Annotated in this window: 20 protein-coding genes and 1 pseudogene; 10 read left to right on the top strand and 11 right to left on the bottom strand. The window is 62.8% G+C overall.

The features are described from left to right. The first annotated feature begins 12 nt into the window (after positions 1 to 12). The 3 genes from gcvP (at position 13) to parE (ending at position 6,953) form a co-directional block, all read left to right on the top strand. Positions 13 to 2,814: an aminomethyl-transferring glycine dehydrogenase gene (gcvP, locus tag ACCO56_RS12365; RefSeq protein ID WP_433641010.1), complete on the top strand. Its 2,802-nt coding sequence runs from the start codon at positions 13 to 15 to the stop codon at positions 2,812 to 2,814. Positions 2,815 to 2,992: 178 nt separating this feature from the next. Beyond that, entirely contained in the window at positions 2,993 to 4,696 is a 1,704-nt protein-coding gene (locus ACCO56_RS12360; protein ID WP_433641008.1) for an HAD-IIB family hydrolase, read from the top strand. A gap of 196 nt (positions 4,697 to 4,892) precedes the next feature. Beyond that, entirely contained in the window at positions 4,893 to 6,953 is a 2,061-nt protein-coding gene (parE, locus tag ACCO56_RS12355; protein WP_433641007.1) for a DNA topoisomerase IV subunit B, read from the top strand. A 71-nt stretch (positions 6,954 to 7,024) separates the two neighbouring features. Here parE and ACCO56_RS12350 read toward each other — a convergent pair whose 3' ends face one another. Next, on the bottom strand, positions 7,025 to 8,176 hold the full coding sequence (locus ACCO56_RS12350) for a DUF2336 domain-containing protein (RefSeq protein ID WP_433641503.1): 1,152 nt from the start codon (positions 8,174 to 8,176) through the stop codon (positions 7,025 to 7,027). Positions 8,177 to 8,284: 108 nt separating this feature from the next. Between ACCO56_RS12350 and ACCO56_RS12345 the strand changes: the two genes are divergently transcribed. Both ACCO56_RS12345 and ACCO56_RS12340 read left to right on the top strand, forming a co-directional pair. Continuing rightward, positions 8,285 to 8,740 (top strand): MaoC family dehydratase, encoded by a 456-nt coding sequence (locus tag ACCO56_RS12345; RefSeq protein ID WP_433641005.1) that lies wholly within the window; start codon positions 8,285 to 8,287, stop codon positions 8,738 to 8,740. Then, positions 8,740 to 9,606, top strand: coding sequence for an HpcH/HpaI aldolase/citrate lyase family protein (locus tag ACCO56_RS12340; RefSeq protein ID WP_433641003.1), 867 nt, complete (start codon positions 8,740 to 8,742; stop codon positions 9,604 to 9,606). Before ACCO56_RS12345 ends, ACCO56_RS12340 begins: the two co-directional genes overlap by 1 nt. Before the next feature lie 39 nt (positions 9,607 to 9,645). Here the strand turns inward: ACCO56_RS12340 and ACCO56_RS12335 are convergent. Together ACCO56_RS12335 and ACCO56_RS12330 are read right to left on the bottom strand one after the other, a co-directional pair. After that, positions 9,646 to 9,741 (bottom strand): annotated as a pseudogene (locus tag ACCO56_RS12335) (flavin reductase family protein); the annotation flags it as partial. 30 nt (positions 9,742 to 9,771) lie between these two features. Continuing rightward, positions 9,772 to 10,359, bottom strand: coding sequence for a nitroreductase family protein (locus tag ACCO56_RS12330; RefSeq protein ID WP_433641002.1), 588 nt, complete (start codon positions 10,357 to 10,359; stop codon positions 9,772 to 9,774). Positions 10,360 to 10,495: 136 nt separating this feature from the next. On the opposite strand from ACCO56_RS12330, the gene ACCO56_RS12325 reads away from it, so the two are divergent. Further along, on the top strand, positions 10,496 to 11,455 hold the full coding sequence (locus ACCO56_RS12325) for a hypothetical protein (RefSeq protein ID WP_433641000.1): 960 nt from the start codon (positions 10,496 to 10,498) through the stop codon (positions 11,453 to 11,455). Positions 11,456 to 11,692: 237 nt separating this feature from the next. Here ACCO56_RS12325 and thrS read toward each other — a convergent pair whose 3' ends face one another. Continuing rightward, the gene (gene thrS, locus ACCO56_RS12320; protein WP_433640998.1) at positions 11,693 to 13,675 is read right to left on the bottom strand and encodes a threonine--tRNA ligase; all 1,983 of its coding nucleotides are present in this window, start codon (positions 13,673 to 13,675) and stop codon (positions 11,693 to 11,695) included. A 116-nt stretch (positions 13,676 to 13,791) separates the two neighbouring features. After that, positions 13,792 to 14,151 carry a membrane protein insertion efficiency factor YidD gene (gene yidD, locus ACCO56_RS12315; RefSeq protein WP_433641502.1) on the bottom strand — a complete coding sequence of 120 codons (360 nt, stop codon included), beginning with the start codon at positions 14,149 to 14,151 and terminating at the stop codon, positions 13,792 to 13,794. A 305-nt stretch (positions 14,152 to 14,456) separates the two neighbouring features. Here yidD and ACCO56_RS12310 point away from each other — a divergent pair, with 305 nt between their 5' ends. Beyond that, on the top strand, positions 14,457 to 14,912 hold the full coding sequence (locus ACCO56_RS12310) for a universal stress protein (RefSeq protein ID WP_433640997.1): 456 nt from the start codon (positions 14,457 to 14,459) through the stop codon (positions 14,910 to 14,912). A 904-nt stretch (positions 14,913 to 15,816) separates the two neighbouring features. On the opposite strand, the gene ACCO56_RS12305 is transcribed toward ACCO56_RS12310, so the two are convergent. Continuing rightward, a complete protein-coding gene (locus ACCO56_RS12305) occupies positions 15,817 to 16,263 on the bottom strand; it encodes an iron-sulfur cluster assembly scaffold protein (RefSeq protein WP_433641501.1) in 447 nt (148 codons plus the stop codon). A 236-nt stretch (positions 16,264 to 16,499) separates the two neighbouring features. Between ACCO56_RS12305 and folE the strand changes: the two genes are divergently transcribed. The 3 genes from folE (at position 16,500) to ACCO56_RS12290 (ending at position 18,702) form a co-directional block, all read left to right on the top strand. Further along, complete coding sequence (folE, locus tag ACCO56_RS12300; RefSeq protein WP_433640995.1) at positions 16,500 to 17,132, top strand: GTP cyclohydrolase I FolE; 633 nt, start codon at positions 16,500 to 16,502, stop codon at positions 17,130 to 17,132. Positions 17,133 to 17,185: 53 nt separating this feature from the next. Beyond that, entirely contained in the window at positions 17,186 to 17,644 is a 459-nt protein-coding gene (gene hisI, locus ACCO56_RS12295; RefSeq protein ID WP_433640993.1) for a phosphoribosyl-AMP cyclohydrolase, read from the top strand. A gap of 86 nt (positions 17,645 to 17,730) precedes the next feature. Then, positions 17,731 to 18,702: a patatin family protein gene (locus ACCO56_RS12290; protein ID WP_433640991.1), complete on the top strand. Its 972-nt coding sequence runs from the start codon at positions 17,731 to 17,733 to the stop codon at positions 18,700 to 18,702. On the opposite strand, the gene recJ is transcribed toward ACCO56_RS12290, so the two are convergent. The 5 genes from recJ to ACCO56_RS12265 form a co-directional block, all read right to left on the bottom strand. Then, on the bottom strand, positions 18,694 to 20,478 hold the full coding sequence (gene recJ, locus ACCO56_RS12285) for a single-stranded-DNA-specific exonuclease RecJ (protein ID WP_433640989.1): 1,785 nt from the start codon (positions 20,476 to 20,478) through the stop codon (positions 18,694 to 18,696). The two genes, ACCO56_RS12290 and recJ, sit on opposite strands and share 9 nt — an antisense overlap. A 135-nt stretch (positions 20,479 to 20,613) precedes the next feature. Beyond that, positions 20,614 to 21,597 carry a class II fructose-bisphosphatase gene (glpX, locus tag ACCO56_RS12280; RefSeq protein ID WP_433640987.1) on the bottom strand — a complete coding sequence of 328 codons (984 nt, stop codon included), beginning with the start codon at positions 21,595 to 21,597 and terminating at the stop codon, positions 20,614 to 20,616. Positions 21,598 to 21,749: 152 nt separating this feature from the next. Further along, on the bottom strand, positions 21,750 to 23,063 hold the full coding sequence (locus ACCO56_RS12275) for a homoserine dehydrogenase (RefSeq protein ID WP_433640985.1): 1,314 nt from the start codon (positions 23,061 to 23,063) through the stop codon (positions 21,750 to 21,752). A gap of 48 nt (positions 23,064 to 23,111) precedes the next feature. Continuing rightward, positions 23,112 to 24,329 (bottom strand): LL-diaminopimelate aminotransferase, encoded by a 1,218-nt coding sequence (locus tag ACCO56_RS12270; RefSeq protein ID WP_433640984.1) that lies wholly within the window; start codon positions 24,327 to 24,329, stop codon positions 23,112 to 23,114. Positions 24,330 to 24,529: 200 nt separating this feature from the next. Beyond that, the gene (locus ACCO56_RS12265; RefSeq protein WP_433640983.1) at positions 24,530 to 24,901 is read right to left on the bottom strand and encodes a hypothetical protein; all 372 of its coding nucleotides are present in this window, start codon (positions 24,899 to 24,901) and stop codon (positions 24,530 to 24,532) included. Positions 24,902 to 24,931: the final 30 nt, after the last annotated feature.

Here is a 24,931-nt window from a genome sequence, read left to right as displayed (position 1 = left end):
GGAAGTGTTGAAATGACCGACAACCCGTCCACCTTCACGGGCCGCCATATCGGCCCTGGCCCGGCAGAGACGAGGGCGATGCTGGCGACGCTCGGCGTACCCTCGGTGGAAACGCTGATCGCCCAGGCGGTGCCGAAGTCGATCCGCCTCGGCCGGCCGCTCGACCTTCCGGAACCGGCCAGCGAAGCAGATGCGCTCGCCGAGTTGTTCGCCAAGATGAGCGCCAACACGGTCCTGAAAAGCTTCATCGGCGCCGGCTATCACGGCGTGCATGTGCCGCCGGTCATTCAACGCAATCTTTTCGAGAACCCGGCCTGGTATACCGCCTACACGCCCTACCAGTCGGAGATCAGCCAGGGCCGCCTTGAACTCCTCTTCCATTTCCAGACGCTCGTGACCGAGCTGACGGGCCTTCCAGTCGCTTCCGCCTCGCTGCTCGATGAAGCAAGTGCGGCGGCCGAGGCGGTCGGCATCGCCTTTCGGCACCACCGCGAGAAACGTACCGAGATCTTCCTTGCCGGATCGCTTCATCCGCAAACGCTCGATGTCGTGGTGACACGGGCAGAACCACTCGGCATCAAGATCGGCGCCGACGCGATCGGCGAGAACACGGCAGCGGTGATCATCCCCTGGCCCGATACCTATGGTGTCTATGGCGACCACTCGGCGACCATCGAGGCAGCTAAGACGGCCGGCGCACTGGTGATCTTCGTCGCCGACCCGCTGGCCCTGACACTCACCGAAGCGCCCGCCAAGCTCGGAGCCGACATCGCGGTGGGCTCGATGCAGCGCTTCGGCGTGCCCATCGGCTTCGGCGGGCCGCACGCCGCATATTGCGCCGTGACGGACAAGCTGACCCGCCTGATGCCCGGACGCCTGGTCGGCCAATCGACCGACGCGCACGGGCGGCCGGGCTACCGGCTCGCCCTGCAGACTCGCGAGCAGCATATCCGCCGTGATAAGGCCACGTCGAACATCTGCACCGCCCAGGCGCTTCTTGCCAATATGGCCGCCTCCTATGCGATCTGGCACGGGCCCCAAGGCCTCCAGGCAATCGCCACACGTGTCGCCGGTTTCGCGGTCCGGCTCGCTGCGTCGTTGAAAGCGGCAGGCTTCAAGCTGGCGGGTGAGCGATTCTTCGACACTGTGACTGTCGATGTTCCAGGACGTGCCAAAGCCATTGCCGCCGAAGCGGAAAAGGGCGGGCGGCTGGTGCGGACGATCGATAGCGATCGCGTATCCATCAATTTCGACGAAGCCTCGACGGAGGCCGATCTTGCCGCGATCGTCGCGCTGTTCGGCACCGAGCTCGCCGAAGGGGCCGCAAGCGCCCTGCCCGGCAATCCGCGCAGCAAGAATTTCCTGTCGCAGCCGGTCTTCCACGAAAACCGCTCGGAAACCGACATGATGCGCTTCCTGCGCAGGCTGGCCGACAAGGACCTGGCACTCGATCGCGCCATGATCCCGCTCGGCTCCTGCACCATGAAGCTCAATGCCGCCGCGGAGATGATGCCGGTGAGTTGGCCAAGCGTGGCCAATCTCCATCCGTTCGCGCCGGAAAGCCACAGCGCCGGCTATCACGCGATGATCGACGACCTGGAGAACTGGCTGGGCGAGATCACGGGCTTCGATGCGGTGTCTCTCCAGCCCAATGCGGGGAGCCAGGGAGAGTACGCGGGCCTTCTGGCAATTCGCCGCTATCACTTGGCGCGCGGCGACACGCATCGCGACGTCTGCCTCATTCCGTCCTCGGCGCATGGCACCAACCCCGCCAGCGCGCATATGGCCGGCATGAGAGTGGTTGTCGTCAATTGCACGGAAGCCGGCAACATCGACCACGCCGATCTCGAGGCCAAGGCCACGCTTCACGCCGATCGTTTGGCGGCGCTGATGATCACCTATCCGTCGACGCACGGCGTGTTCGAGGAAGGCGTCAAGGAGATCTGCCAGCTCGTCCACGACCATGGCGGCCAGGTCTATCTCGACGGGGCGAACCTGAACGCCATGGTTGGCCTGGCAAGGCCGGGCGATCTGGGTGCGGACGTCTGCCACATGAATCTGCACAAGACCTTCTGCATTCCCCATGGCGGCGGCGGCCCCGGCATCGGCCCGATCGGGGTGAAGAAGCATCTGGCGTCATTCCTGCCCGGCCATGTAGCCGGGGGCACTCAGCACGCGGTGGCGGCCGCCCCTTATGGCAGCGCTTCCATCCTGCCGATCACCTGGATGTATATCCGGATGATGGGCGCGGTCGGTCTGAAGCAGGCGACGGAAACGGCGATCCTCAACGCCAACTACATCGCCCAGCGGCTCGACGCCTACTTCCCCGTGCTCTACAGAGGTGAGAATGGGCGCGTGGCACATGAATGCATCCTCGACACGCGCGTCTTCAAGGACGACTCGGGCGTTACCGTAGAAGATGTCGCCAAACGACTGATCGACTACGGCTTTCATGCGCCGACCATGTCCTGGCCTGTCGCCGGGACCCTGATGGTCGAGCCGACCGAGTCGGAGCCCAAGAAAGAACTCGACCGCTTCTGCGAGGCGATGATCTCGATCGCGGCCGAAGCCGAGCGGGTTGCGAAAGGTGAATGGCCCAAGGACGACAATCCGCTGGTCAACGCGCCGCACACCGCGATCGAGGCCCTCGCCGATGGCTGGAAGCACCCTTATTCGCGCATGGTTGCTGCCTATCCCGGCGGCGATACGGACAAGAGCGCCAAGTACTGGCCGCCCGTCTCGCGGGTGGACAATGTCGGGGGCGACCGCAATCTCGTCTGCTCTTGCCCGCCCATCGAGGCTCTCGCAAGCTGAATGATTCAGGCCGGGGCACTGCCCCGGCCTTTTCCGATGATCTTCGTGCCGCCTGCCATCGCCGCTCGGAGAGCACTCGGCACTGGGCGGGTAGGCCCGCGCTTGGCAGAGAATACCTTCAACCGAAACTGTCCTGGCCCGCCGAGCGTTGTAGCCGCACAACCAAGCGGAGGTCGGAATGTATTTCATAGCGCTCGCCACGGACTATGACGGGACGCTGGCCAGCGACGGGTCGGTGCCGATAAGCACGTATGCCTCGCTGGAGCGTCTGAAGAAAACCGGACGAAAGCTGATCCTGGTGACAGGACGGGAACTGCCCGATCTCAAGCGCGTCTTTCCGGAAATCGGCATCTTCGACAAGGTCGTCGCCGAAAACGGAGCGTTGCTGTATACGCCGGCCACCGAGAGCGAAAGCCCCATCGCGCCCGAACCATCGCCCGATTTCGTCGCCGCCCTCGAAGCCAAAGGCGTATCGCCGCTGTCCGTAGGCCGCTCGATCGTCGCCACGTGGGAACCTCATCAAACGACCGTTCTCGATACGATCAAGGAATTCGGGCTCGAACTCGACATCATCTTCAACAAGGGAGCCGTGATGATCCTGCCGAGCGGCGTCAACAAGGCAACCGGCCTCGATGCCGCGCTTGCCGAACTCGGGCTCTCCGCTCACAACGTGGTCGGGGTCGGGGATGCGGAGAACGACCACGCGTTCCTGCGAGCCTGCGGTTGCAGCGTCGCGGTGGCCAATGCCCTGCCCGCGGTCAAGGACACCGCCGATCTCGTCACCACTGGCGCCCGCGGCACCGGCGTGGAGCAACTGGTCGAAGAACTGATATCCCGAGATCAGGATATCGGTGCGGCGCCCCGCAACCGGCTATCCGTGGGGAAGGATGGGCAAGGTCACCCGGCGGAGCTGCGCCCAATGGATTGCGTGCTGATCGCCGGCAGCTCCGGCATCGGCAAATCCACCCTTGCCACGGCATTGACCGAACGTTGCGTCGAGAAAGGCTTCCAATTCTGTGTCTTCGATCCCGAAGGCGACTACGGAGAACTGGAGAATGCCGTCAGCGTCGGCGACGGCACAACTCCCCCGAACCGGAAGCAGGCGCTCGAATTGCTGGAGAAACCGGATACGAACGTCGTTCTCAACGCGCTGGCGATCGATCACGACAAGCGTCCGGAATTCTTTGCGGACTTCCTGCCGGAATTCGCAAACCTTCGCGCGAAGACCGCTAGGCCACATTGGCTGATCGCCGACGAGGCTCACCACTTGCTCCCGAATTCGCGCGACAGCGTGTCACTGGCGCTTTCCAAGGATCTCCCCGGCACGATCCTCATCACTGTCCATCCCGGCGCGATGGCCCCGGACGCGCTTCGTATGGTCACGGCGGTCCTGGCCCTAGGCCCAAAAGCCGACGAGGTGCTTACGACATATTGCGAGCAAGCCGGCGTCACGCCGCCGGAAGCCCTTCGCGCGCCGGAGGGTAACCAAGTGCTGTTCTGGCGACCGGGCGAGCCGGTGCGCGTGATCGAGGCCGAAAAACCCCGCCAATCGCGCAAACGCCATTCGCGAAAATATGCGCAAGGCGAACTCGACGAAGGTGCGAGCTTCTATTTCCGGGGACCCGACGGCCAATTGAATCTTCGGGCTCAGAATCTGATGATCTTCCTCCAGATCGCCGAAGGTGTCGACGACCGCACCTGGGAACACCATTTGCGTGCCGGAGACTACTCGGACTGGTTCCGCCGGCAGATCAAGGACGACGCTTTGGCCGACGAAGCCGCCGCGATCGAGACCGACGATGCGCTTCCGATTGGGGAAAGCCGGAAGCGGATAGCCGAAGCCGTACGGCGCCGCTACACCGGGCCTGCCTCCGAGGAATGACTCCGGCCAACAGCGATTAAGGAATTAGGAACCCTGTGCGGCCACCCTGTACGGAAATCAGGGTTTTTGGTTATTGAAACATTGCCCCATCCGTCGTAGGGCATGTGCAGAAAATCCTGAACGGAACGGGAACCTCTGTCGCTCCGCCCGCAAAGCGTGGCAGTATCGTGGGGCGATTCGCAGTTGAGAAAAGCCCTTGGACGACAGCAACGATCTTTTCGCAAATCTCGACAAGCTGCCCCAGCCGACCCGCGCTCCTTCGCGGCCGGACGATCCTCTGGTGCGGGCGGCGAAACAACGCCCCACCCCAGCCCGGGACGATAGTGACGGCTACGATGCAAACGCCATAGAGGTGCTCGAGGGGCTCGAGCCCGTGCGCCGGCGCCCGGGCATGTATATCGGCGGCACCGACGCGAAGGCGCTTCATCACCTGTTCGCGGAAGTCATCGACAACTCGATGGACGAGGCAGTTGCCGGCCACGCGACCTTCATCGAGGTTGAACTCGGTGCGGATGGCTATCTCACCGTAACCGACAACGGCCGCGGTATTCCCATCGATCCGCATCCGAAATTCAAGGACAAGTCGGCGCTCGAGGTGATCATGACGACGCTGCACGCCGGCGGCAAATTCGACTCCAAGGTCTACGAGACCTCGGGCGGCCTGCATGGCGTCGGCGTCTCAGTGGTGAATGCCCTTTCAGATGCTCTTGAAGTCGAAGTCGCCCGCGGGCGACGGCTCTACCGCCAGCGTTTCTCGCGCGGCATTCCGCAAGGCAAGCTGGAAAGTCTAGGCGAGGTACACAACAGGCGCGGCACGAAAGTCCGCTTCCATCCCGACGCGGAGATATTCGGCAAGGGGGCGGCCTTCGAGCCGGCCCGCATCTACCGCATGGCGCGTTCCAAGGCCTATCTGTTCGGCGGTGTCGAGATCCGCTGGTCCTGCGATCCGCTCCTGATCAAGGAGAAGGACACGACTCCGGCAAAGGCCATCTTCCACTTCCCTGGAGGCCTGAAGGATTATCTCGGCGCTACCCTCGGGGACGAGATCCAGGTGACGCGCGACATCTTCGCCGGCAAAAGCGAGAAGCAGGGCGGCCACGGATCGATCGAATGGGCGGTGACCTGGTTCGGCGGCGACGGCTTCGTCAACTCCTACTGCAACACCATTCCGACGCACGAAGGCGGGACGCATGAAACCGGCTTCCGCAACGTGCTGACGCGTGGCTTGAAAGCCTATGCCGAACTCATTGGAAATAAAAGAGCATCTGTCATCACCGCCGACGACGTGATGATCTCGGCCGCCGGAATGTTGTCTATCTTCATCCGCGAGCCCGAATTCGTCGGCCAGACCAAGGACCGGCTTGCCACCATCGAGGCCGTCCGCATCGTCGAGTCGGCCATCCGCGACCCCTTCGATCATTGGCTGGCCGACAATCCGCAGGAGGCCTCGAAGCTTCTCGACTGGGTGATCGCCCGGGCCGACGAGCGCTTGAGGCGACGGCAGGAAAAGGAAGTCAGTCGCAAGTCGGCCGTCAAGAAGCTTCGCTTGCCGGGCAAGCTCGCCGACTGCACGCAGAATGCCGCGGCGGGGGCCGAAATCTTCATCGTCGAAGGCGACTCGGCCGGTGGTTCGGCCAAGCAGGCGCGCGATCGGCACATGCAAGCCGTGATGCCGCTGCGCGGCAAAATCCTCAATGTCGCCAGCGCCGGCTCCGAGAAGCTGGCCGGCAACCAGCTCATCTCCGATCTAATCCAGGCGCTCGGTTGCGGCACTCGCTCGAAATATCGCGAAGACGACCTGCGCTATGACCGCGTGATCATCATGACCGACGCCGATGTCGACGGCGCGCATATCGCCTCGCTGCTGATCACCTTCTTCTATCAGGAGATGCCACAGCTCATCCGCGGCGGTCATCTCTATATGGCGGTTCCGCCGCTCTACCGGATCAGCCAGGGCGGCAAGGTGCTTTATGCCCGCGACGACGCCCACAAGGACGAACTCCTCAAGAAGGAATTCACCGGGCGCGGCAAGGTCGAGATCGGTCGTTTCAAGGGCCTGGGCGAGATGATGGCCAGCCAGCTGAAGGAAACCACGATGGATCCGAAGAAGCGCACGCTTCTGAGGGTCGAGGTGCTCGACGAGGAAGAAGCCACCAAGAGCACCGTCGACGCACTGATGGGCACCAAGCCCGAGGCCCGCTTCCGCTTCATCCAGGACCGCGCCGAGTTCGCGGAAGCCGAGGAGCTGGACATCTAGTACCGGTGGCAATTAGGACTGCCCTTTGGGCTCATCCGCCTGCCGGGATCCTCCCGCCAGGGCTAAACAAGCTACGCAGCAGCAATCGCCAACGCATGCTCGCGCGCGTTGCCGCGCAGCGCCTCGAGGTGGATCGACTTCAGGAGTGCGGTCAGGTTGGTATCGGCCGGACGATCGCCGAGTTCGTTCAGCATGAGCCAGGAAACCTCCTGCGCGCCGGCGATCCGCTTGCCGCTTGCAACCTCGCGCCAAACCTTGAGAGCGCATAGAACGACCCCGTCGATGGATGCGGGCAGGCCGGCCGCCCGAAACAGCGCCGCGAGGGCGATATCGCGTCCGCCCGCGAGCAAAGCGGTCACACGCTTCCGATGCTGCTTGGTCAGCCCGACGAGCACGGAACCGAAGAAATCAATCTTCCCGTGAGCGACAACCCGCACGATAAAAGCGCTCGTGAGGTCGCCACGCAACCTCAGATGCTCCACCAGCGCGGCATGCTCGTCGAAACGGATGCCGTCGATAAGCGTCAAGGACGCCTTGACACAGGCATCGCGCATGACCCTCTCCGCTCGGACCGGGCCGATCGAGGCTGCCACCAGGGGTGACTGGCGGAGAACCTCACCGACTTTCACCAGCAGCATGTGCCGGCAATCGGAAGGGAGTCGCGGATCGACCACGAGAGCCTCACGCACGGCAGCGACATGGCCGAAGCGCTCGGCGACGCGACGGAAACTCAGCGTGGCAATATCCGCGCCTGAATTGGCAAGCAGGGCGACACATGCCTCGGCCTCGCCCAGTTCCGCGATGGCCGCCGACACCGCCATGGAAACATAGGGGCGTCCCGCGACGATGCGCTGGACGGTCCCGACGCTCGATGCGACGCGGTCGATCAGGTCGTCATCGGTGAAGAGAGGCGAACGAGCAAGGACCAGCGAAGCAATGTCGGGCTGATCCGATGCGAGCGCGGCAAGGATCTGCGGCGGCGCATGGCGGCTCATCGAGAGCGCCTCCGCGATCGCCATGCGCACCTTGGCCGAAGGATCTTCGAGGAGCAGGGTAAGTGCCGCTTCAGCGGCGCAACGGTCCTCGAACGGCAGGTTCTTGCCGACATAAGCCTGCGCAAGAGCGCTTGCCGCTGCGGCACGTTCCGACACGCGCGCCGTATTGATCCATTTCAGGAAATGACTGACGACTGTCACCTCGGTAGCTCCCCAACACCCGAACATAGGGATAGACAGCAATGGTTTACGAACGGTTCACCATGTACGTTAACCAGCTTGCGGCGGCAGGTTTCACCGCCTATGACCTTGCCTGAGATCTGGTGGGGAGAGACGATGTCCGGACTGTTTCTCGACGAATTCGTTGTGGGCCAGGTGATCCATCACCCGCTACGCAAGACCGTGACCGAAAGCGACAACATGCTATTTTCGGTGATGACGCTCAATCCGCAACCACTCCATATCGATTTCGACTTCGCGGCAAAGAGCGAATGGGGCAAGCCCCTGGTCAATTCGCTTTTCACCCTCGGCCTGATGATCGGCATTTCCGTGCACGATACGACGCTCGGAACGACGATCGGCAATCTCGGCATGACGGAGACGGTGTTTCCGCACCCCGTGTTCCATGGCGATACGATTCGCGTGGAGACGGAAATCAAGTCGGTCCGTGAATCGAAGTCTCGCCCCGACCGTGGGATCGTCGAATTCGAGCACCGTGCCTACAATCAGGACGGCAAGCTGGTGGCCAAATGCCTGCGCCAGGCGATGATGAAAAAAGCCGGGGAAGCCTGATGCGTTCGCTGCTCTTCGTTCCCGGCGACTCCGAAAAGAAGCTGGAGAAAGGCTTCCAGTCCGGCGCGGACATCGTGATCGTCGATCTCGAGGATTCGGTCGCGCCCACAAGCAAGGCGGCCGCTCGCGATATAGCAACTGCCTTCATCCGGGAAAGGAGTCACGCAAGCGGCGTTGGTGTCTACGTCCGCGTCAACGACCTTTCGTCCGGGCTGATCGACGACGATCTGGCCGCGCTGATGCGTGTCGCGCCCGATGGGATCATGCTGCCGAAAGCCAATAGCGGCGCCGACGTTTCGCACCTCTCCGCAAAACTCAGGGTCCACGAGGCCGACAACGGCATCATCGATGGCAGCACGCGAATCATTCCGCTGATCACCGAAACCGCCGCCGGCGTGCTGGCAGCCGGGAGCTATCGTCCCGAGCCGCGCCTTGCCGGCATGACCTGGGGAGCGGAGGATCTGTCGGCGGCGATCGGCGCGCGTACCGCCCGAGATGCGGCGGGGCGCTACACCGACGTCTTTCGACTGGCGCGCACGCTCACGCTGCTTGCCGCCTCGGCGTCGGAAACCGAGGCAATCGATACGGTGTTTCCAGATTTCCGCAACCTCGATGTCTTCCGCGAACAATGCGTCGAGGCGGAGCGCGACGGTTTCACGGGAAAGATGGCGATCCATCCAGCTCAGGTTGCTGTGATCAACGAGGTTTTCACGCCTTCCGCCGAAGCCGTCGCCCGTTCGCAGGCGGTGGTTGACGCCTTCCGCTCCGCCGGAAATCCCGGCGTGGTCGCCATAGACGGGAAGATGTACGACCGCCCTCATCTCCGGCTCGCCGAACGCCTGCTGGCGCGAGCGAAGACGGCTTGACACTCAATCGGCATTCCAGTGCGGGCGGCGCATCGCGAAATAGAGCGCCAGGTTTACCTTGCCCTGCCCGCTCACAGACGAAATCCACCCGATCGGTCGAGGTGCCACATTCGCCTTGAAGGGGTTATGGGGCAGCCGTGCCCCCTCGCCGGCTCATAAGCACGCTCAGGTTTTGCTCCAAGGCCCTGAGTATTCGGCGTAAAGTGCCGAAACGTCCGGGCGCGGCCGCTCCGGCGCCGTTCCGTTGAACGTGCCGATATGAAGGAAGCCGATGACCCGCTCATGCGGGGCCAGCCCCAGGATGCGGCGCCCCTCCTCGACGTCGGAATACCAGTTGGTGATCCAGTTCGTGGCATAGCCGAGCGCGTTCGCGGCGATCACCAGGTTCATGGCGGCCGCCCCACCGGACAGAAACATCTCCCATTGGGGGATTTTGGGATGATCCTTGGGGCTCGACACGACGCCGATGACCAGCGGCGCTCGCGAGAAACGAGCCAATTCCTGCTGACGGCGTCCCTCACCCAGCGGCCCCTCGCGCTGCTCCGCCAACGCCGCGAGCTTTTCGCCGATCGCCAGGCGCGCATCGCCGCGATAAAGGATGAACCGCCACGGTTCGAGCCTGCCGTGGTCGGGCACGCGGGACGCGATTCGGATCATCGTTTCGATCTCGGCATCCGATGGCGCCGGCTCGCGCAGCTCGGGGATCGGAGCGGAGCTCCTGTTCAGCATGAATTCGATGATCGGATTGCCCATTCCTCGCTCTCCTCGGGGTCTTGGCTGAAGCGGACCCTCAGGGGAAAACGGTACGCTCGGCTGGAAACTGAACGGGCGGTGGTGCCGCCGCGATTTGGTCTTGAAATTGCCACCGCCATGGGTTTGATGGCAAGCGATGATCGCCGGCCGCCACAGACTCCTGCTCCTGCCAAGCCTGACGGCCATGCTGTTGGCAGGGGTGTACCAAGGACATACCCAGGAGACGGAGGGAAAGTCCAGCTTTCCCGGCGCCGCGAGCTATGCGCCCGCGCTGCGCGAAGGCACGTTGGCGCAAGGCCAAGGCCAGATCACGCTTGCCGCTCAACTCACCGACGACTCGCCTGAACTCAAGCGCGGCCTCGTCTGGCGAATCTTCAAGCCCGATGCCGGGCCTGACGGCAAGTTGCCACTCATCGCCTCGGCGCAAGGCGGGACGAGCATGTTCCAGCTCGAGCCAGGCAGTTATCTCGTCCACGCATCCTTTGGCCGGGCCGGCGCCACCAAGAGGATAACGGTGGGTCGCGAGGCGCGGCGCGACAGCCTCGTTCTCGATGCCGGCGGACTGAAGCTGGACGCCGTGCTCTCCGGAAACCTGAAGGTCCCGCCAGGCAAGCTGCGGTTCTCGATCTATGAGGCGACGGCCGACACAGAGGGCGACCGGGCGCTCATCGTCAAAGACGTGAAGCCGAACACGGTCGTGCGGCTCAATGCCGGCACCTACCACGTCGTCTCGACCTATGGTTCGGTCAATGCGGTGATCCGCTCCGACATACGCGTCGAGGCCGGAAAGCTCACGGAAGCAACCGTCGAGCATCACGCAGCGGAGATCACCTTGAAGCTGGTGCGAGAAGCAGGCGGAGAGGCAATCGCCGATACCTCCTGGTCGATCGTCAGCGATTCCGGCGATCCCGTCCGCGAAAGCGTGGGTGCCTATGCCTCGGTGGTCCTCGCCGAGGGTGAATATGCCGTCGTGGCCAAGAATCGCGACCGCATCTACCAGCGGGACTTCACCGTCGTCCCCGGCCACAGCCAGGAAGTCGAGGTGCTGGCAACCGATGGAATTTCCGCGGCGGCCGCCGAGGACCAGGCGGATTGATCGCCTCCGCGCTTCGATTGTTCCGAGAGAAAACAAATAGATTCCGTGCGTCCTTCGAGGCTCGCTTCACTCGCACCTCAGGATGAGGGGGGCAGTGCCGCTTCGCCACTTCGGGACATCTCAGGTTGAGACTCATGGAACCAACCATCCTCATCCTGAGGTGCGAGCGAAGCGAGCCTCGAAGGACGCACCAAATAGAAGGGCGAAACAGCTTCCTGTCCCGCCCATTTCTTGCTTTCACGCTGCCTTGGCCAAGCGTTTGCGTCGCAGGTCGGGAGCAAGTGCTTCCTCTGCGAGCGCGGCGACCGCGTCATCCAGCGTCTTCGATTCCTGATCGCGTGAGCCGAGCCGGCGCATATTGACGGTGCCTTCCTCCGCCTCGCGCTTGCCGCAGACTAGAATGACGGGCACCTTGGAAAGCGAGTGCTCCCGCACCTTGTAGTTGATCTTCTCGTTTCGAAGGTCGGCTTCGGCGGAGAGACCGGCGGCCTTGAGCTTCTCGACCACCCCGCGAGCGTAATCATCGGCGTCCGACGTGATGGTCGCCACCACGACCTGCAGCGGAGCGAACCACAACGGGAAGTGCCCGGAATAGTTCTCGATCAATATGCCGAGGAAACGCTCCATCGAGCCGCAGATCGCCCGGTGCACCATCACCGGCTGCTTCTTCTCCGAATCGGGGCCGATATAGAAAGCGCCGAACCGCTCCGGCAGGTTGAAGTCCACCTGAGTGGTTCCGCACTGCCATTCGCGGCCGATGGCGTCGCGCAGCACATATTCGAATTTCGGGCCATAGAAAGCGCCCTCGCCGGGATTGATCGATGTCTTGATCGAATTCGACTGTGCCCTGATGGTCTCCAGCACGCCGGCCATGATCTCTTCGGCGTGATCCCAGGCCTCGTCAGAGCCGACGCGCTTGTCCGGCCTCGTCGAAAGCTTCACCTCGATCTGGTCGAACCCGAAATCGGCATAGGTGGAGAGAATGAGATCGTTGATCTTCAGGCACTCTTCCGCAAGCTGCTCCTCCGTGCAGAAGATGTGCGCATCGTCCTGCGTGAAGCCGCGCACGCGCATCAGGCCATGCAGAGCGCCCGACGGCTCGTAGCGATGGACGGCTCCGAATTCGGCAAGCTTTATCGGAAGATCGCGGTAGGACTTCAGCCCATGCTTGAAGATCTGCACATGGCCGGGGCAGTTCATCGGCTTCAACGCGAAGACCCGCTCGTCCTCGGTCTCGTCACCGGCCGACTGCACCTTGAACATGCTCTCCTTGTACCAGCCCCAATGTCCGGAGGTTTCCCACAGGGACTTGTCGAGCACCTGAGGCGCGTTCACCTCCTGATAGCCGAGGTCGCCGAGCCGGCGTCGCATGTAGGACACCAGGTTCTGGAACATCTTCCAGCCCTTGGCATGCCAGAACACGACGCCGGGGCCCTCTTCCTGGAAATGGAAGAGGTCCATCTCACGGCCGAGCCGGCGATGGTCGCGCTTCTCGGCCTCCTCGAGCATGTGAAGATAAGCATCGAGCTGGGCCTGATCCGCCCATGCCGTGCCGTAGATGCGTGTCAGCATGGGGTTGTTGGCATCGCCGCGCCAATAGGCGCCGGCCACCTTCATGAGCTTGAACGCATTGCCGATCTGTCCGGTCGAAGCCATGTGCGGGCCGCGGCAGAGGTCGAACCATTCGCCCTGGCTGTAGATCCGGATCTCCTGATCTTCCGGGATCGCGTCGATCAGTTCGACCTTGTAGGCCTCACCTTTGTCGCGGAACACCTGCTTGGCCCTGTCGCGCGACCAGACCTCCTTGGTGAAGGGTCTGTTGCGAGCGATGATCTCCCGCATCTTCTTTTCGATGACCGGGAAATCCTCGGGCGTGAAGGGCTCGTTACGCGCAAAGTCGTAATAGAAGCCATTCTCGATGACCGGCCCGATGGTCACCTGCGTTCCCGGCCACAGTTCCTGCACGGCCTCGGCCAGCACATGGGCCGCATCGTGGCGGATGAGCTCCAGCGCGCGCGGGTCGTCGCGGGTCATGATCTCGACCTTGCCGGAATGGCCAAGCGGGTCGGAAAGGTCGCGCACGGTCCCGTCGAGCACATAGGCGACAGCCTTCTTGGCGAGCGACTTGGAAATCTGCTCGGCCAGTTGCGCACCGGTCGTCGCCGCATCGTACGAGCGGACGGAACCATCGGGAAATGTGAGGGAAACTTGGTCAGACAAGATATTTCTCCTATCCAGTCCCGCAAACGAGCGCGGGTGGTGTGCCGGCCAATCCAGCGCGCCGGTAATAGTGGCGAATCGAAAAGCCGTAAAGGCTTGAGGAAGGCTTTGGCCGTTCAGCCGCGATCGGTCGTTCTGCCGATCAGCCAATAGCGCCAGGGCAGGAACCAGCGATAGCTCTCGTCGAGACGTTCAGGCACGCGCTCTATGCCGTGCGTGCCCCCTGGCCCGCATCGCGCGATCCTGAAAAGCCCCATCCATCCGCCTGCCCACAGCCCGTGGCGCGCTATCGCCTCGTAGGCGTATTCCGAACAGGTCGGCAGATGACGACAGGAATTTCCGACGAAGCCGGAAAGCGTCAATTGATAGAGCCGGACAAATGCGGTGCCGAACAGCCGCCCGGGCGTCTTCGGCCACGCTCCGGACCAGTTGCGGCCCTGGCCGCACGTCGCATGCGCGTGATGGTCGTGGCTCATCGCGCCGATCGTCTCCAGGCATCCATGGCCAATAGATGTCGCTTCGGATGGGAAATCGCAATGGCGGCAAGGCAGCGCCACATTGCCGCTACCGACAGACCTCTCTTCCGATGCTTTGTGGGGCACCCGGCTTCCCCTGGTCCCCAGCGTCTGCTCCCGGTCGCCCCCCCCTCGATGGGTCTTGAACCGAGACCTGCCGCCTATCGTTGGCTGCTTGCGCTTGGATCCAGGAGAGCCCACTGCTTGTCGGTCAGCATCATGTGTGCTTCGCTAGCCCTCGTCCTTTTTCCAATCGTGAGGTCACAATGTATACGCATATACTGGTGCCGACCGATGGGTCGGAACTCGCTCAGAATGGCGTCGATCACGCCCTCTCATTGGCAAAAGCCCTCGGCAGCAAGGTCACGATCATTACGGCAACAGAGCCGTTTCCGTATATTTACAGCGATGGATGGGCGCCAAGCACGGAAGACATCCAGCAATTCGACGAGAGACAAGACCAGGCCGCTGCCGAGATTTTGGCCAAGATCAAGGTTCAGGCCAACGCGATGGACGTGCCAGCAGACACTGTGCACTCACCGAAGGAAAGGGCGGCATCTGCAATCGTGGAAACGGCCCAACGCTTGGGATGCAATCTCATTGTAATGTCATCCCATGGCCGGCGTGGGATCGTCCGGATGCTGCTTGGCAGTGAGACTTCCGAAGTCCTCGCCAACAGCTCGGTTCCCGTTCTGGTCGTCCGACAAGCGCCCAAGCAATAGGTACAAAGAGTGGAGAGACAGGTCACGCCAGACTGACGTCCGGCGTTCAATCAGTTAGCCCCCCGAAGTGTCAACGGGCATGCTTTAGTCTTCCCTCGTGCTCCCTTGCATATGCAACACAACCGTCGACCATCGCGACGCAAAGTGTGTTCAGGCTGTTCGGCTCATTATTGTCGCCCGCGAAGGCCACTTCCGCGACTCGCCCCTCCCTCAGCCTGATCTGAGTGTGGCAGTAGCCACCTGGTGCGACGTTTACCGATCCGCCCAGGGCTGGCAGAACGCCCACAGAATTGGTTGGCAAGACAACATTGAGGCTTCCCCGACGTACCTCGCGCTGGTAGGTCCAGATGCGCCCGTCCTCCCCAAGATCCGCTGAGGCCGTTGGAAACCCCGCGCACATCCTGAGATCTGCCTCACTAAGTCCAACCATCTCCTTTTTGGCGGCGGCGGTTGTTGGGTTTTCCCTAACTCGCCGCGATGTGTCTTCGGGAATTATGCAAGAGGCGAGGATCGGCAGCAGACTAAAAAGAGGCGCAAATCGGCCTAACTTACAAAGCATGAAATCTTAACTATCCGGTTTTGACGCCCCCAGCAGGCTCCGAAGTAGTAGTGAGAACGCAAGGGTCAACCCGTTAAGCCACAATCCTTCTTTAGCCGAGAGCGCCTTCCCGCCGGCCACTGCGTCGTAGCGCCTGGCAGCCCTGTTGACTCGTGCTTCTCATCCAACGTGCGGCCGCCTTGGGGCAAACCTTTACCAACCGAAACCCAATCCACCACGCTTCAACACGGCAGGCGTAGCCACCGGATCGAGGTGATCGGAGAGGGGTTTGGGGCTTGGCGTCGGCGGTTCTCCGATGGTTGAACCGACCAAAGCCATGCAATGTCGCTGAAGGCATGCCTTCGATCAGGCAGCCTCGCCGGCGCGCTTCTTCTCGATCTGGCCGATCGCGTCCACGACCGCGTCGAAGGTCAGCATGGTCGATGCGTGGCGGGCCTTGTAGTCGCGAACAGGCTCCAGGTACTTCAGGTCCGCGAACCGGCCCTCCGGCGGTGCGCCGTTTTCCTTCAGCATCTTGCGCATGGTCTCGCGGACTTCGCGCAATTCGGCCGACGTGGAACCGACCACGTTCTGCGCCATGATCGAAGACGAGGCTTGACCGAGCGCGCAAGCTTTGACGTCATGGGCAAAGTCGGTGACGATATCGCCGTCCATGCTAAGGTCGATGGTGACCGTCGAGCCGCAGAGCTTCGAATGGGCGGTCGCCGTGGCGTCCGGATTGTCGAGCCGGCCGATGCGGGGGATATTACCGGCAAAACCAAGTATTTTCGCGTTATAGACGTCGTTGATCATCGCCATCTCGCCCTGTCGCCTTAAGGCGAACAACAGTTGCCACCGGCACGTCTTTCAATCAGCCCACGGCCACATATATAATGATTGGGTTCCGGCGCCCGCAAGCCATGTCTGCTCGCGTCGGAAGGAGAACATGCCGCCTTCGGGCCTGGAACGAAAACGTTCGCGGAACCCGTAACAGGCAGTGGTCCGTTCAACTCGTTCCTCCGTAGAGAGGAACTACGGGAGACGCCTTTATGGATGCCGTGATCAAAAAACTCATGCCCGCGCCCGACGGCGTCGGAAAGACAGCCACCCAACGTCCGAGCCAGCAGGAAGTCGAAGCCGCCGTGCGAGTGCTGTTGCGCTGGGCAGGAGACGATCCTGATCGGGAAGGTCTGGTGGACACGCCGAAGCGCGTTGCCAAGGCTTATCGCGAGATGTTCGCCGGCTATGACATGAATCCTGCCGAAGAACTCGGCAGGACATTCGAGGAGGTCGCCGGGTACGACGATCTCGTGCTCATCAAGGACATCCAGTTCCATTCGCATTGCGAGCACCACATGGTGCCGATCATCGGCAAGGCGCATGTCGCCTACCTGCCCGACCGCAAGGTCGTGGGCCTCTCGAAGATCGCCAGGGTGGTGGACATCTTTGCCCAGCGCTTGCAGACCCAGGAAGCCATGACCGCCCAGATCGCCGCGGTGATCCAGGAGGTGCTCAATCCGCGCGGCGTCGCCGTGATGATAGAGGCCGAGCATATGTGCATGGCCATGCGCGGCATCCGCAAGCAAGGCTCGACGACCCTCACCTCCACCTTCACCGGCGCATTCAAGGACAGTCCCGAAGAGCAGGTACGCTTCGTGACGATGGTACGGGCCGGCAACTAGCGCCTCGCCGCGGCGCACTCCCCATCAGCGGTCTGTCTCGAAAGGAACCGGCCATGACGCCGATCGATTTTCCGCGACCTGCCTCGGACAAGAAGGTGCTGGAGGAAGGAGAGGTCTTCTCTCCCCGCTTCGACGCCAACGGCCTCATCACGGCCGTCGTCACGGATGTCGAGGACGGCATGCTGCTGATGGTGGCTCACATGAATCCCCAGGCACTGGCCCTTACGATCGAAACCGGCATCGCCCATTATTGGTCACGTTCTCGTGCTTCGCTCTGGAAGAAAGGGGAAACGTCGGGGAATTTCCAGCACGTTGTCGAGATGCGGACGGATTGCGATCAGGACGCCGTATGGCTGAGAGTGAAAGTTTCGGGCCACGACGCAACTTGTCACACGGGGCGACGTTCCTGCTTCTACAGAAGCGTTGAGTCCGACAAGAGCGGAATACGCCTTAGAGGAGATGGAAGCGCGCCCCTGTTCGATAGTTCTAGCGTCTATTCTGCGAACGGTTGACGACCGGAGATTTGAAAACAGCAAGAATTCATCCTTCCTATACGTTATGCCCCGTAAAGTAGGAATGGGAGAGAAGGGAGTATGCGATGCTCGAATGGGCGTCGATGAGAGCCAGGGCTGAAGTGCGGGAGGCCAACGGTTCTTCTTCACCAAGCGGGACATCCGAAACAAAGCCGGCAAGGAAGTCGGGCATCTCATTGGCTCTCGGCGGCGGAGCGGCCCGTGGCTGGGCTCATATCGGCGTGCTGCGGGCCCTCGACGAGGCAGGTATCGAGATCAACATGATCGCCGGCACCTCGATCGGGGCATTGGTCGGCGGATGTTATCTGGCCGGCAAGCTCGATGAGCTGGAGGAATTTGCCCGAAGCCTGACAAAGCGCCGGATTTTCGGGCTTCTCGACCTGCAATTCGTGGGCGGCGGCCTCTTCGGAGGGATGAAGCTTAACGCCCGACTCCAGCAGCATCTCAACGGCGTGACTTTTGCCGATCTGCCCAAGCCGTTCGTCTGCGTCGCTTCTGAAATTCGCACCGGCCACGAAATATGGCTGTCGAGCGGTTCGCTAATCACCGCGATGCGCGCCTCATACGCCTTGCCCGGTGTATTCGAGCCAGTCACAGCCAACAAGCGCGTGCTCGTGGACGGAGCGCTGGTGAACCCGGTTCCGGTGTCGGTGTGCCGTGCCTATGAGCAACCGCTGGTCGTTGCCGTCAATCTCCACTACGACCTTTACGGCCGCGCCGCAGTGATCAAGCACAGCGCCGGCGAACTGGTTGTCGAAAGGGACGCAAATCCGCCTGGCCGCCCAGGCGGCGGCGCCGTGACGAGGGAAGCGCGACTGGGCGTCATGGGCGTGATGGTGGAAGCTTTCAACATCATCCAGGACCGCATCTCGCGCGCTCGTCTCGCCGGCGACCCGCCGGATCTCTCGCTTCAGCCGAAGCTCGGCCACATCGGACTCTCCGAGTTTCACCGCGCCGACGAGGCGATCGCGCTGGGTTACGAGGCGACCAAAGCCCAGCTTGCCGATCTCGAAAGGCTGCAGACCGTCCTAGGCTAAAGCTGCGTCGATGATGCGGAATTGGACGCTGCGCGCGCCGTTCCAATAGTTAGCGGACAGCCCTCCCGCGATATGAATGGTGGAACCGCGGTTCTTCACAAGAAACGACCCGAGTTCGGCATCGGCCGCGCGGAACGCGATCCCCTGGACCTTGCCGCCACCGTCGGACCGAAGATCGACCCTGATGTGGTTGGTTCCGATGAGGCGCGCATCCACCAGCCTGTGGCGCGGCAGCACGAGCACCGGCGTTGGATGGCCAGCTCCATAGGGCCCAGCCCGCTCGAGAGCATCGAGAAGATCGTGGGTCGCACCTTCCGCCGAGAGCGCGGCATCGATCTTGAGGCTTTCCTCATCGCGCAGCCGCAAAACATCGGAGGCGGCACGCGTTTCGAAGAAAGCGCGCAGCGCGCCGAGCTTGTCCCGCTCGACTGTTATGCCCGCCGCCATGGCGTGACCGCCACCCTTGACGATCAGGCCCTCGGCCATCGCTTCGCGCACCAGCCTGCCGAGATCGAAACCCGAAACGGAGCGTCCCGATCCCGTGCCGAGGCCGTTAGCGTTGAAAGCGATGGCAAAAGCCGGCCGCCGCGCATGATCCTTCAGCCGCGACGCCAGCAGCCCGACGATCCCAGGATGCCATTTGTCATTCGCGGTGACGAGGATGCCTGGGCCCGTTCCGCCGATCAGTTCGGCGTCGGCTTCGGCACGGGCCTGGGCAAGCATCTCCTGCTCCATGGCCTGGCGTTCCTGGTTCAGCCTGTCGAGCGTGGCGGCGATGCTTTCGGCCTCGGCCGGATCGTCGGTCGCCAGCAGCCTGCTGCCCAATGCTGCATCGCCGATTCGGCCCCCGGCATTGATGCGTGGTCCGATCAGGAATGACAAATGAAACACATTCACCGGTTCGCCGATCCGGGAAACGCGGGCCAGCGCCGCAAGGCCGGGGTTGCGCTGCTGCCGGATGGCCAGCAGCCCCTTCACCACGAAGGCGCGGTTGACGCCCGTCAACGGCACCACGTCGCACACCGTGGCAAGCGACACGAGATCGAGCAACGACAGCAGATCGGGCGGCGCCACGCCGGTATTGCGCGTGCGAAGCGACTTGGCCGTCTGCACAAGCGCGAGGAACGTCACGCCCGCCGCGCAGAGATACCCTTGTCCGGAAAGATCGTCGTCGCGATTCGGATTGACCACCGCGGTCGCTTCCGGCAATGGACCGCCGACCTGGTGATGGTCGAGCACCACCACATCCGCCCCCGCCTCCTTCGCCGCGTCGATCGACGCGGCGCTGTTGGTGCCGCAATCGACCGTCACGATCAGGCTTGCCCCGCGCGCCACGAGCTCGCGCATGGCCTCGGGGTTGGGGCCATACCCCTCGAAGATACGGTCGGGGATGTAGATTTCCGACGGCACGCCGTAGTGGGCCAGGAAACGCTTGAGCAGCGCCGACGATGCAGCGCCATCGACGTCGTAGTCGCCGAAGATCGCCACCTTCTCGCGCCGGAGAATGGCATCGGCGATGCGCTCGGCCGCCTTTTCCATGTCGGTGAGGGAAGACGGATCGGGCAGGAGCGCACGGATCGTGGGATCGAGAAAGCGCTCGGTTTCCTCGGCAGCCACCCCCCTGCCGGCAAGGATGCGCGCTAGAAGGTCGCCGGTGCCGAAGCCTTGCGCGATCGCCAGCGCGGTCAACTCCTGACGTTCGTTCAGCCGATGCTCCCAGGCAATGCCGGTTGCCGATCGCTTCACACCCAGGAAATATCGCTTGTCGCCGCTCATCGCGCGAAACCGCGCATCACGATGCGGCCGGCGTCAAGCCGAATAGGCCCGACGCCGGGGAGAGAAAGGAATGGTCCGCCTCGCCCGTTCATGATTCGCAGAAGATAGCCGACGAGGCGGCATCGGAGCAAAAGATCACGCTCCGAACTTGTCGAGATCCTGATGCCGCGCCTTGATCTCGCGCACCGTCTGCGACGACGAGCGCATGACGATCGTGTGCGTCTGGATCGATTGCCGGCCGAACTTCACGCCGGAAAGCATGTTTCCGTCAGTCACGCCGGTCGCGGCGAACAGCACGTCACCGCGTGCCATCTCGTCCATTCGATAGACCTTGTTGGGGTCGGCAATGCCCATCTTCGCCGCGCGGGCAATCGTCTCGTCGGTGTTGAGTTGAAGCCGGCCCTGCATCTGGCCGCCGATGCAGCGCAGCGCGGCGGCAGCCAGAACGCCTTCCGGTGCGCCGCCGATGCCCAGATAGATGTCGATGCCCGTTTCGTCCGGATCGGTCGTGTGGATCACGCCGGCCACGTCGCCATCACCGATCAGCCGGATCGCCGCGCCGGTGGCGCGCACCTCCTCGATGAGGCGCGCATGGCGCGGCCTGTCGAGAATGCAGGCCGTGATCTCGGCTACGGGAACGCCCTTTGCCTTGGCGAGATTGGAGAGATTCTCGACGGCAGGCGCCTCGATGTCCACAATGCCCTCGGGATAACCGGGGCCGACAGCGATCTTGTCCATGTAGACATCCGGCGCGAAAAGCAGGCTGCCCTTTTCCGCGATGGCAATGACCGCCAGCGAATTCGGCAGGTTCTTGGCGCAGATCGTCGTGCCTTCGAGCGGATCAAGCGCGATATCCACCTCGGGCCCCTCGCCCGTGCCGACCTCCTCGCCGATATAGAGCATCGGCGCCTCATCGCGCTCGCCCTCGCCGATAACCACGGTGCCCTTGATCGGAAGCCTGTTCAGCTCCGACCGCATGGCGTCGACCGCCACCTGGTCGGCCGCCTTCTCGTCGCCCCTGCCCCTCAGTCGCGCTGCCGCCACGGCAGCGCGCTCGGTGACACGCACGAGTTCGAGGGTGAGAATCCGGTCGAGACCGGCTGTCGAGCCTTTCGCCATATTCGGTTCCTGCTGAGTGTCTCTCGTCATCGACGGCGCAAAAGCACCGTGGTGGTCCTTCCTTTTGTCAAAGCGAAATGACAACAGCAAGACCTTCCAATGGCTTTGGAAGGCCTCATAACCATATCAATCGATTGAAGTTTCTCGGCGGGCTATTCGGCCCGTTCGATACGAATGACCTGGGGCTTGTCGGAGAGATGGCCATCCTGGGTAACCCCCTCCACGGCCTTGCGCACCGCCGCTTCCGTGGTCTCGTGGGTGACGAGAATGACGGTCTTCTGATCGGCGGCGTCCGGACCGGCCGCGTGCTGCACGATCGATTCCAGCGAGATCTCGTTGTCTGCCATGCGCCTGGCGATAGCCGCGAACACGCCGATTCGATCATGCACCGTGAGGCGGATGAAATAACCGCCGGCATGGGAGCGCATCTGCGCTTTCTTGTAAGGCCTGAGCTCGCGCGCCGGGCGGCCAAAGACTGGCGCATGCTGGAAGCCGGGGCGGCTCTTGGCGATGTCGGCAATGTCGCCCACGACCGCCGAGGCCGTGGCGTTGCCGCCCGCGCCGGGGCCCGAAAGCAGCAATTCGCCGAGAATGTCGGTTTCGATCGCGACCGCGTTGGTGACACCATGCACCTGGGCAATGACGGAAGATGTCGGCACCATGGTCGGATGGACACGCTGCTCGATGCCGCTCTCCGTCTTCTGGGCGACACCCAGCAGCTTGATGCGATAGCCGAGCTCCCCGGCCGCCCGGATATCGGCCTGGCTGATGTTGGAGATGCCTTCCATGTAGATGCTGTCGGCGGCGATGCGGTTGCCGAACGCAAGGCTGGTGAGGATCGACAACTTGTGCGCTGTATCGTGCCCCTCGATGTCGAAGGTCGGGTCGGCTTCCGCGTAACCCAGGCGTTGGGCTTCCCTTAGACAGGCGTCGAAGGAAAGGCCCTCGGCCTCCATGCGGGTCAGTATGTAGTTGCAGGTGCCGTTGAGGATGCCGAACACGCGCGTCACCGAGTTGCCGGCCATTGCCTCGCGCATGGTCTTGATGACTGGAATGCCGCCGGCGACCGCCGCCTCGTAGTTCAGCAGCACGCCTTTCTCCTCAGCGATCTCGGCAAGCGCCACGCCATGCTTGGCGAGCAGCGCCTTGTTGGCCGTGACCACGTGGCGACCGGCTTCCAGCGCTGCCTTGACAGACTCGTGAGCCGCACCGTCCTCGCCGCCCAGCAACTCGACGAAGACATCGATATCCGCGCTTCCCGCCAGTTCGATCGGGTCGTCGAACCACCTTGATCGCGAAATATCGACGCCGCGATCACGCGCCCTGTCGCGCGCCGAAACCGCGGTCACTACCAGTTCGCGCCCGCACTGCCGCGTTAGTTCGGCAGACTTTTCGGAGAGCACGCGCACGACCGAGGCCCCGACGGTGCCGAGACCGGCAATTCCAACACGCAAAGCTTCGGCCATGGCCGTGAGGTCCCCTCGATCGTTCAATTGAAAACGTGGCCGGCGCGTTCAGCGCCTTGCGGCGAGCGACACCACGTTGTCGGAAGGCCGTTCGGCCGATGACAGGAAGCGTTTGATATTGCGGGCTGCCTGCCGGATGCGGTGCTCGTTCTCGACTAGCGCGATACGAACATATTCGTCGCCATGCTCGCCGAAGCCGACACCTGGCGCGACGGCCACGTCCGCCTGCTCGATGAGCAGCTTGGAGAACTCCAGCGAGCCGAGATGACGGAACGGTTCCGGGATCGGCGCCCACGCGAACATCGAAGCCGCCGGCGCCGGAATGGTCCAGCCGGCGCGTCCGAACGAGTCGACCATCACGTCGCGGCGGCGATGATAGACCTCGCGCACCTCGGCAATATCGTTTCCGTCGCCGTTGAGCGCCGCTGTCGCAGCCACCTGGATCGGCGTGAAGGCGCCGTAGTCGAGGTAGGATTTCACCCGGGTCAGCGCCGCGATCAGCCGTTCGTTGCCGACGGCAAAGCCCATGCGCCAGCCCGGCATGGAGAAGGTTTTCGACATCGAGGTGAACTCGACGGTGACGTCCATTGCTCCTGGCACCTGCAACACCGACGGAGGGGGAGCGCCATCGAAATAGATCTCGGAATAAGCGAGGTCGGAGAGGATGATGATCTCGTTCTTCTTCGCGAACGCGACCACGTCCTTGTAGAAATCGAGCGAAGCGACCAGCGCCGTCGGATTCGAGGGGTAGTTGAGGATCAGTGCCAGAGGCTTGGGAATGGAATGGCGGACGCCGCGCTCAAGAGCCGGAATGAATCCATCATTGGGTTCGACCTGGAGCGAGCGGATGACGCCGCCCGACATGATGAAGCCGAAGGCGTGGATCGGATAGGTCGGATTGGGGCATAGAACGACATCGCCCGGCGCGGTGATGGCCTGCGCCATGTTGGCGAAACCTTCCTTGGAGCCGAGCGTGGCGACCACCTGGGTGTCGGGGTCGAGTTTCACGCCGAAACGGCGGGCGTAGTAATTCGCCTGAGCGCGCCGCAGGCCGGGTATGCCGCGCGACGAGGAATAACGATGGGTGCGCGGGTCCCGGACGACTTCGCACAGCTTGTCGACGATCGCCTTCGGCGTCGGCAGGTCCGGATTGCCCATGCCGAGATCGATGATGTCGGCGCCTCGCGAACGCGCGCTTGCCTTCAGGCGGTTGACCTGTTCGAAGACATAGGGCGGAAGCCTGCGGACTTTGTGAAACTCTTCCATTTCAGTGGTTCCAGCGATCGGGAGGAAAATGCGCCGGCGCGATATACACCCAATTGTGACAGGGGTCGATACGCTGGCAGATTATTCGAAGGCGGAACCGGCGAGCTTGGCCGCGACCCGGGCGCCCCGTTTCAGCCACCGATTGACGCCCATGCGCCGTGCCCTGAGACCGAGGCGCGCCGGAGCGCCTGCAGCGCGCGCTAATTCCCCTCGATCGACTTTAGTGCATCCTGCGCATGCGTCTCGCCGAGCTTCTTCAGTTGCGCAGCATCGACGGTCGGTCGCGCATTGGCGGCCCCCGCTGCCTGATTGCGCTTCTCGGCGTCCAACCGGCCGAGCTTCGCCTGCTTCTGCTCCGGCGTCAGTTGCTCGGCCGCGACCTGCGGCGGCACGTTAAGGTTCGGGAAGGTGCCGGTGTTGCGCCCCACCCCCTGCATCTCGCCGCCAACGACATGGGGGGACGGCGAAGGCCTCGAGCCCATGCACGCGGTCAGGGTGGGAACCACCGCGACGATAACGGCAAGGAGAAACGCTGGGCGAACGCCGGAACGAAGATCCACACGGTCGGTCATGGTTTTTCCCCCAACGGGCGGTAGAGGTTG

It is taken from the genome of Mesorhizobium sp. 1B3 (genome assembly GCF_050958605.1).
Taxonomy (GTDB): Bacteria; Pseudomonadota; Alphaproteobacteria; order Rhizobiales; family Rhizobiaceae.
This window is presented reverse-complemented; position numbering and strand designations above follow the sequence as displayed.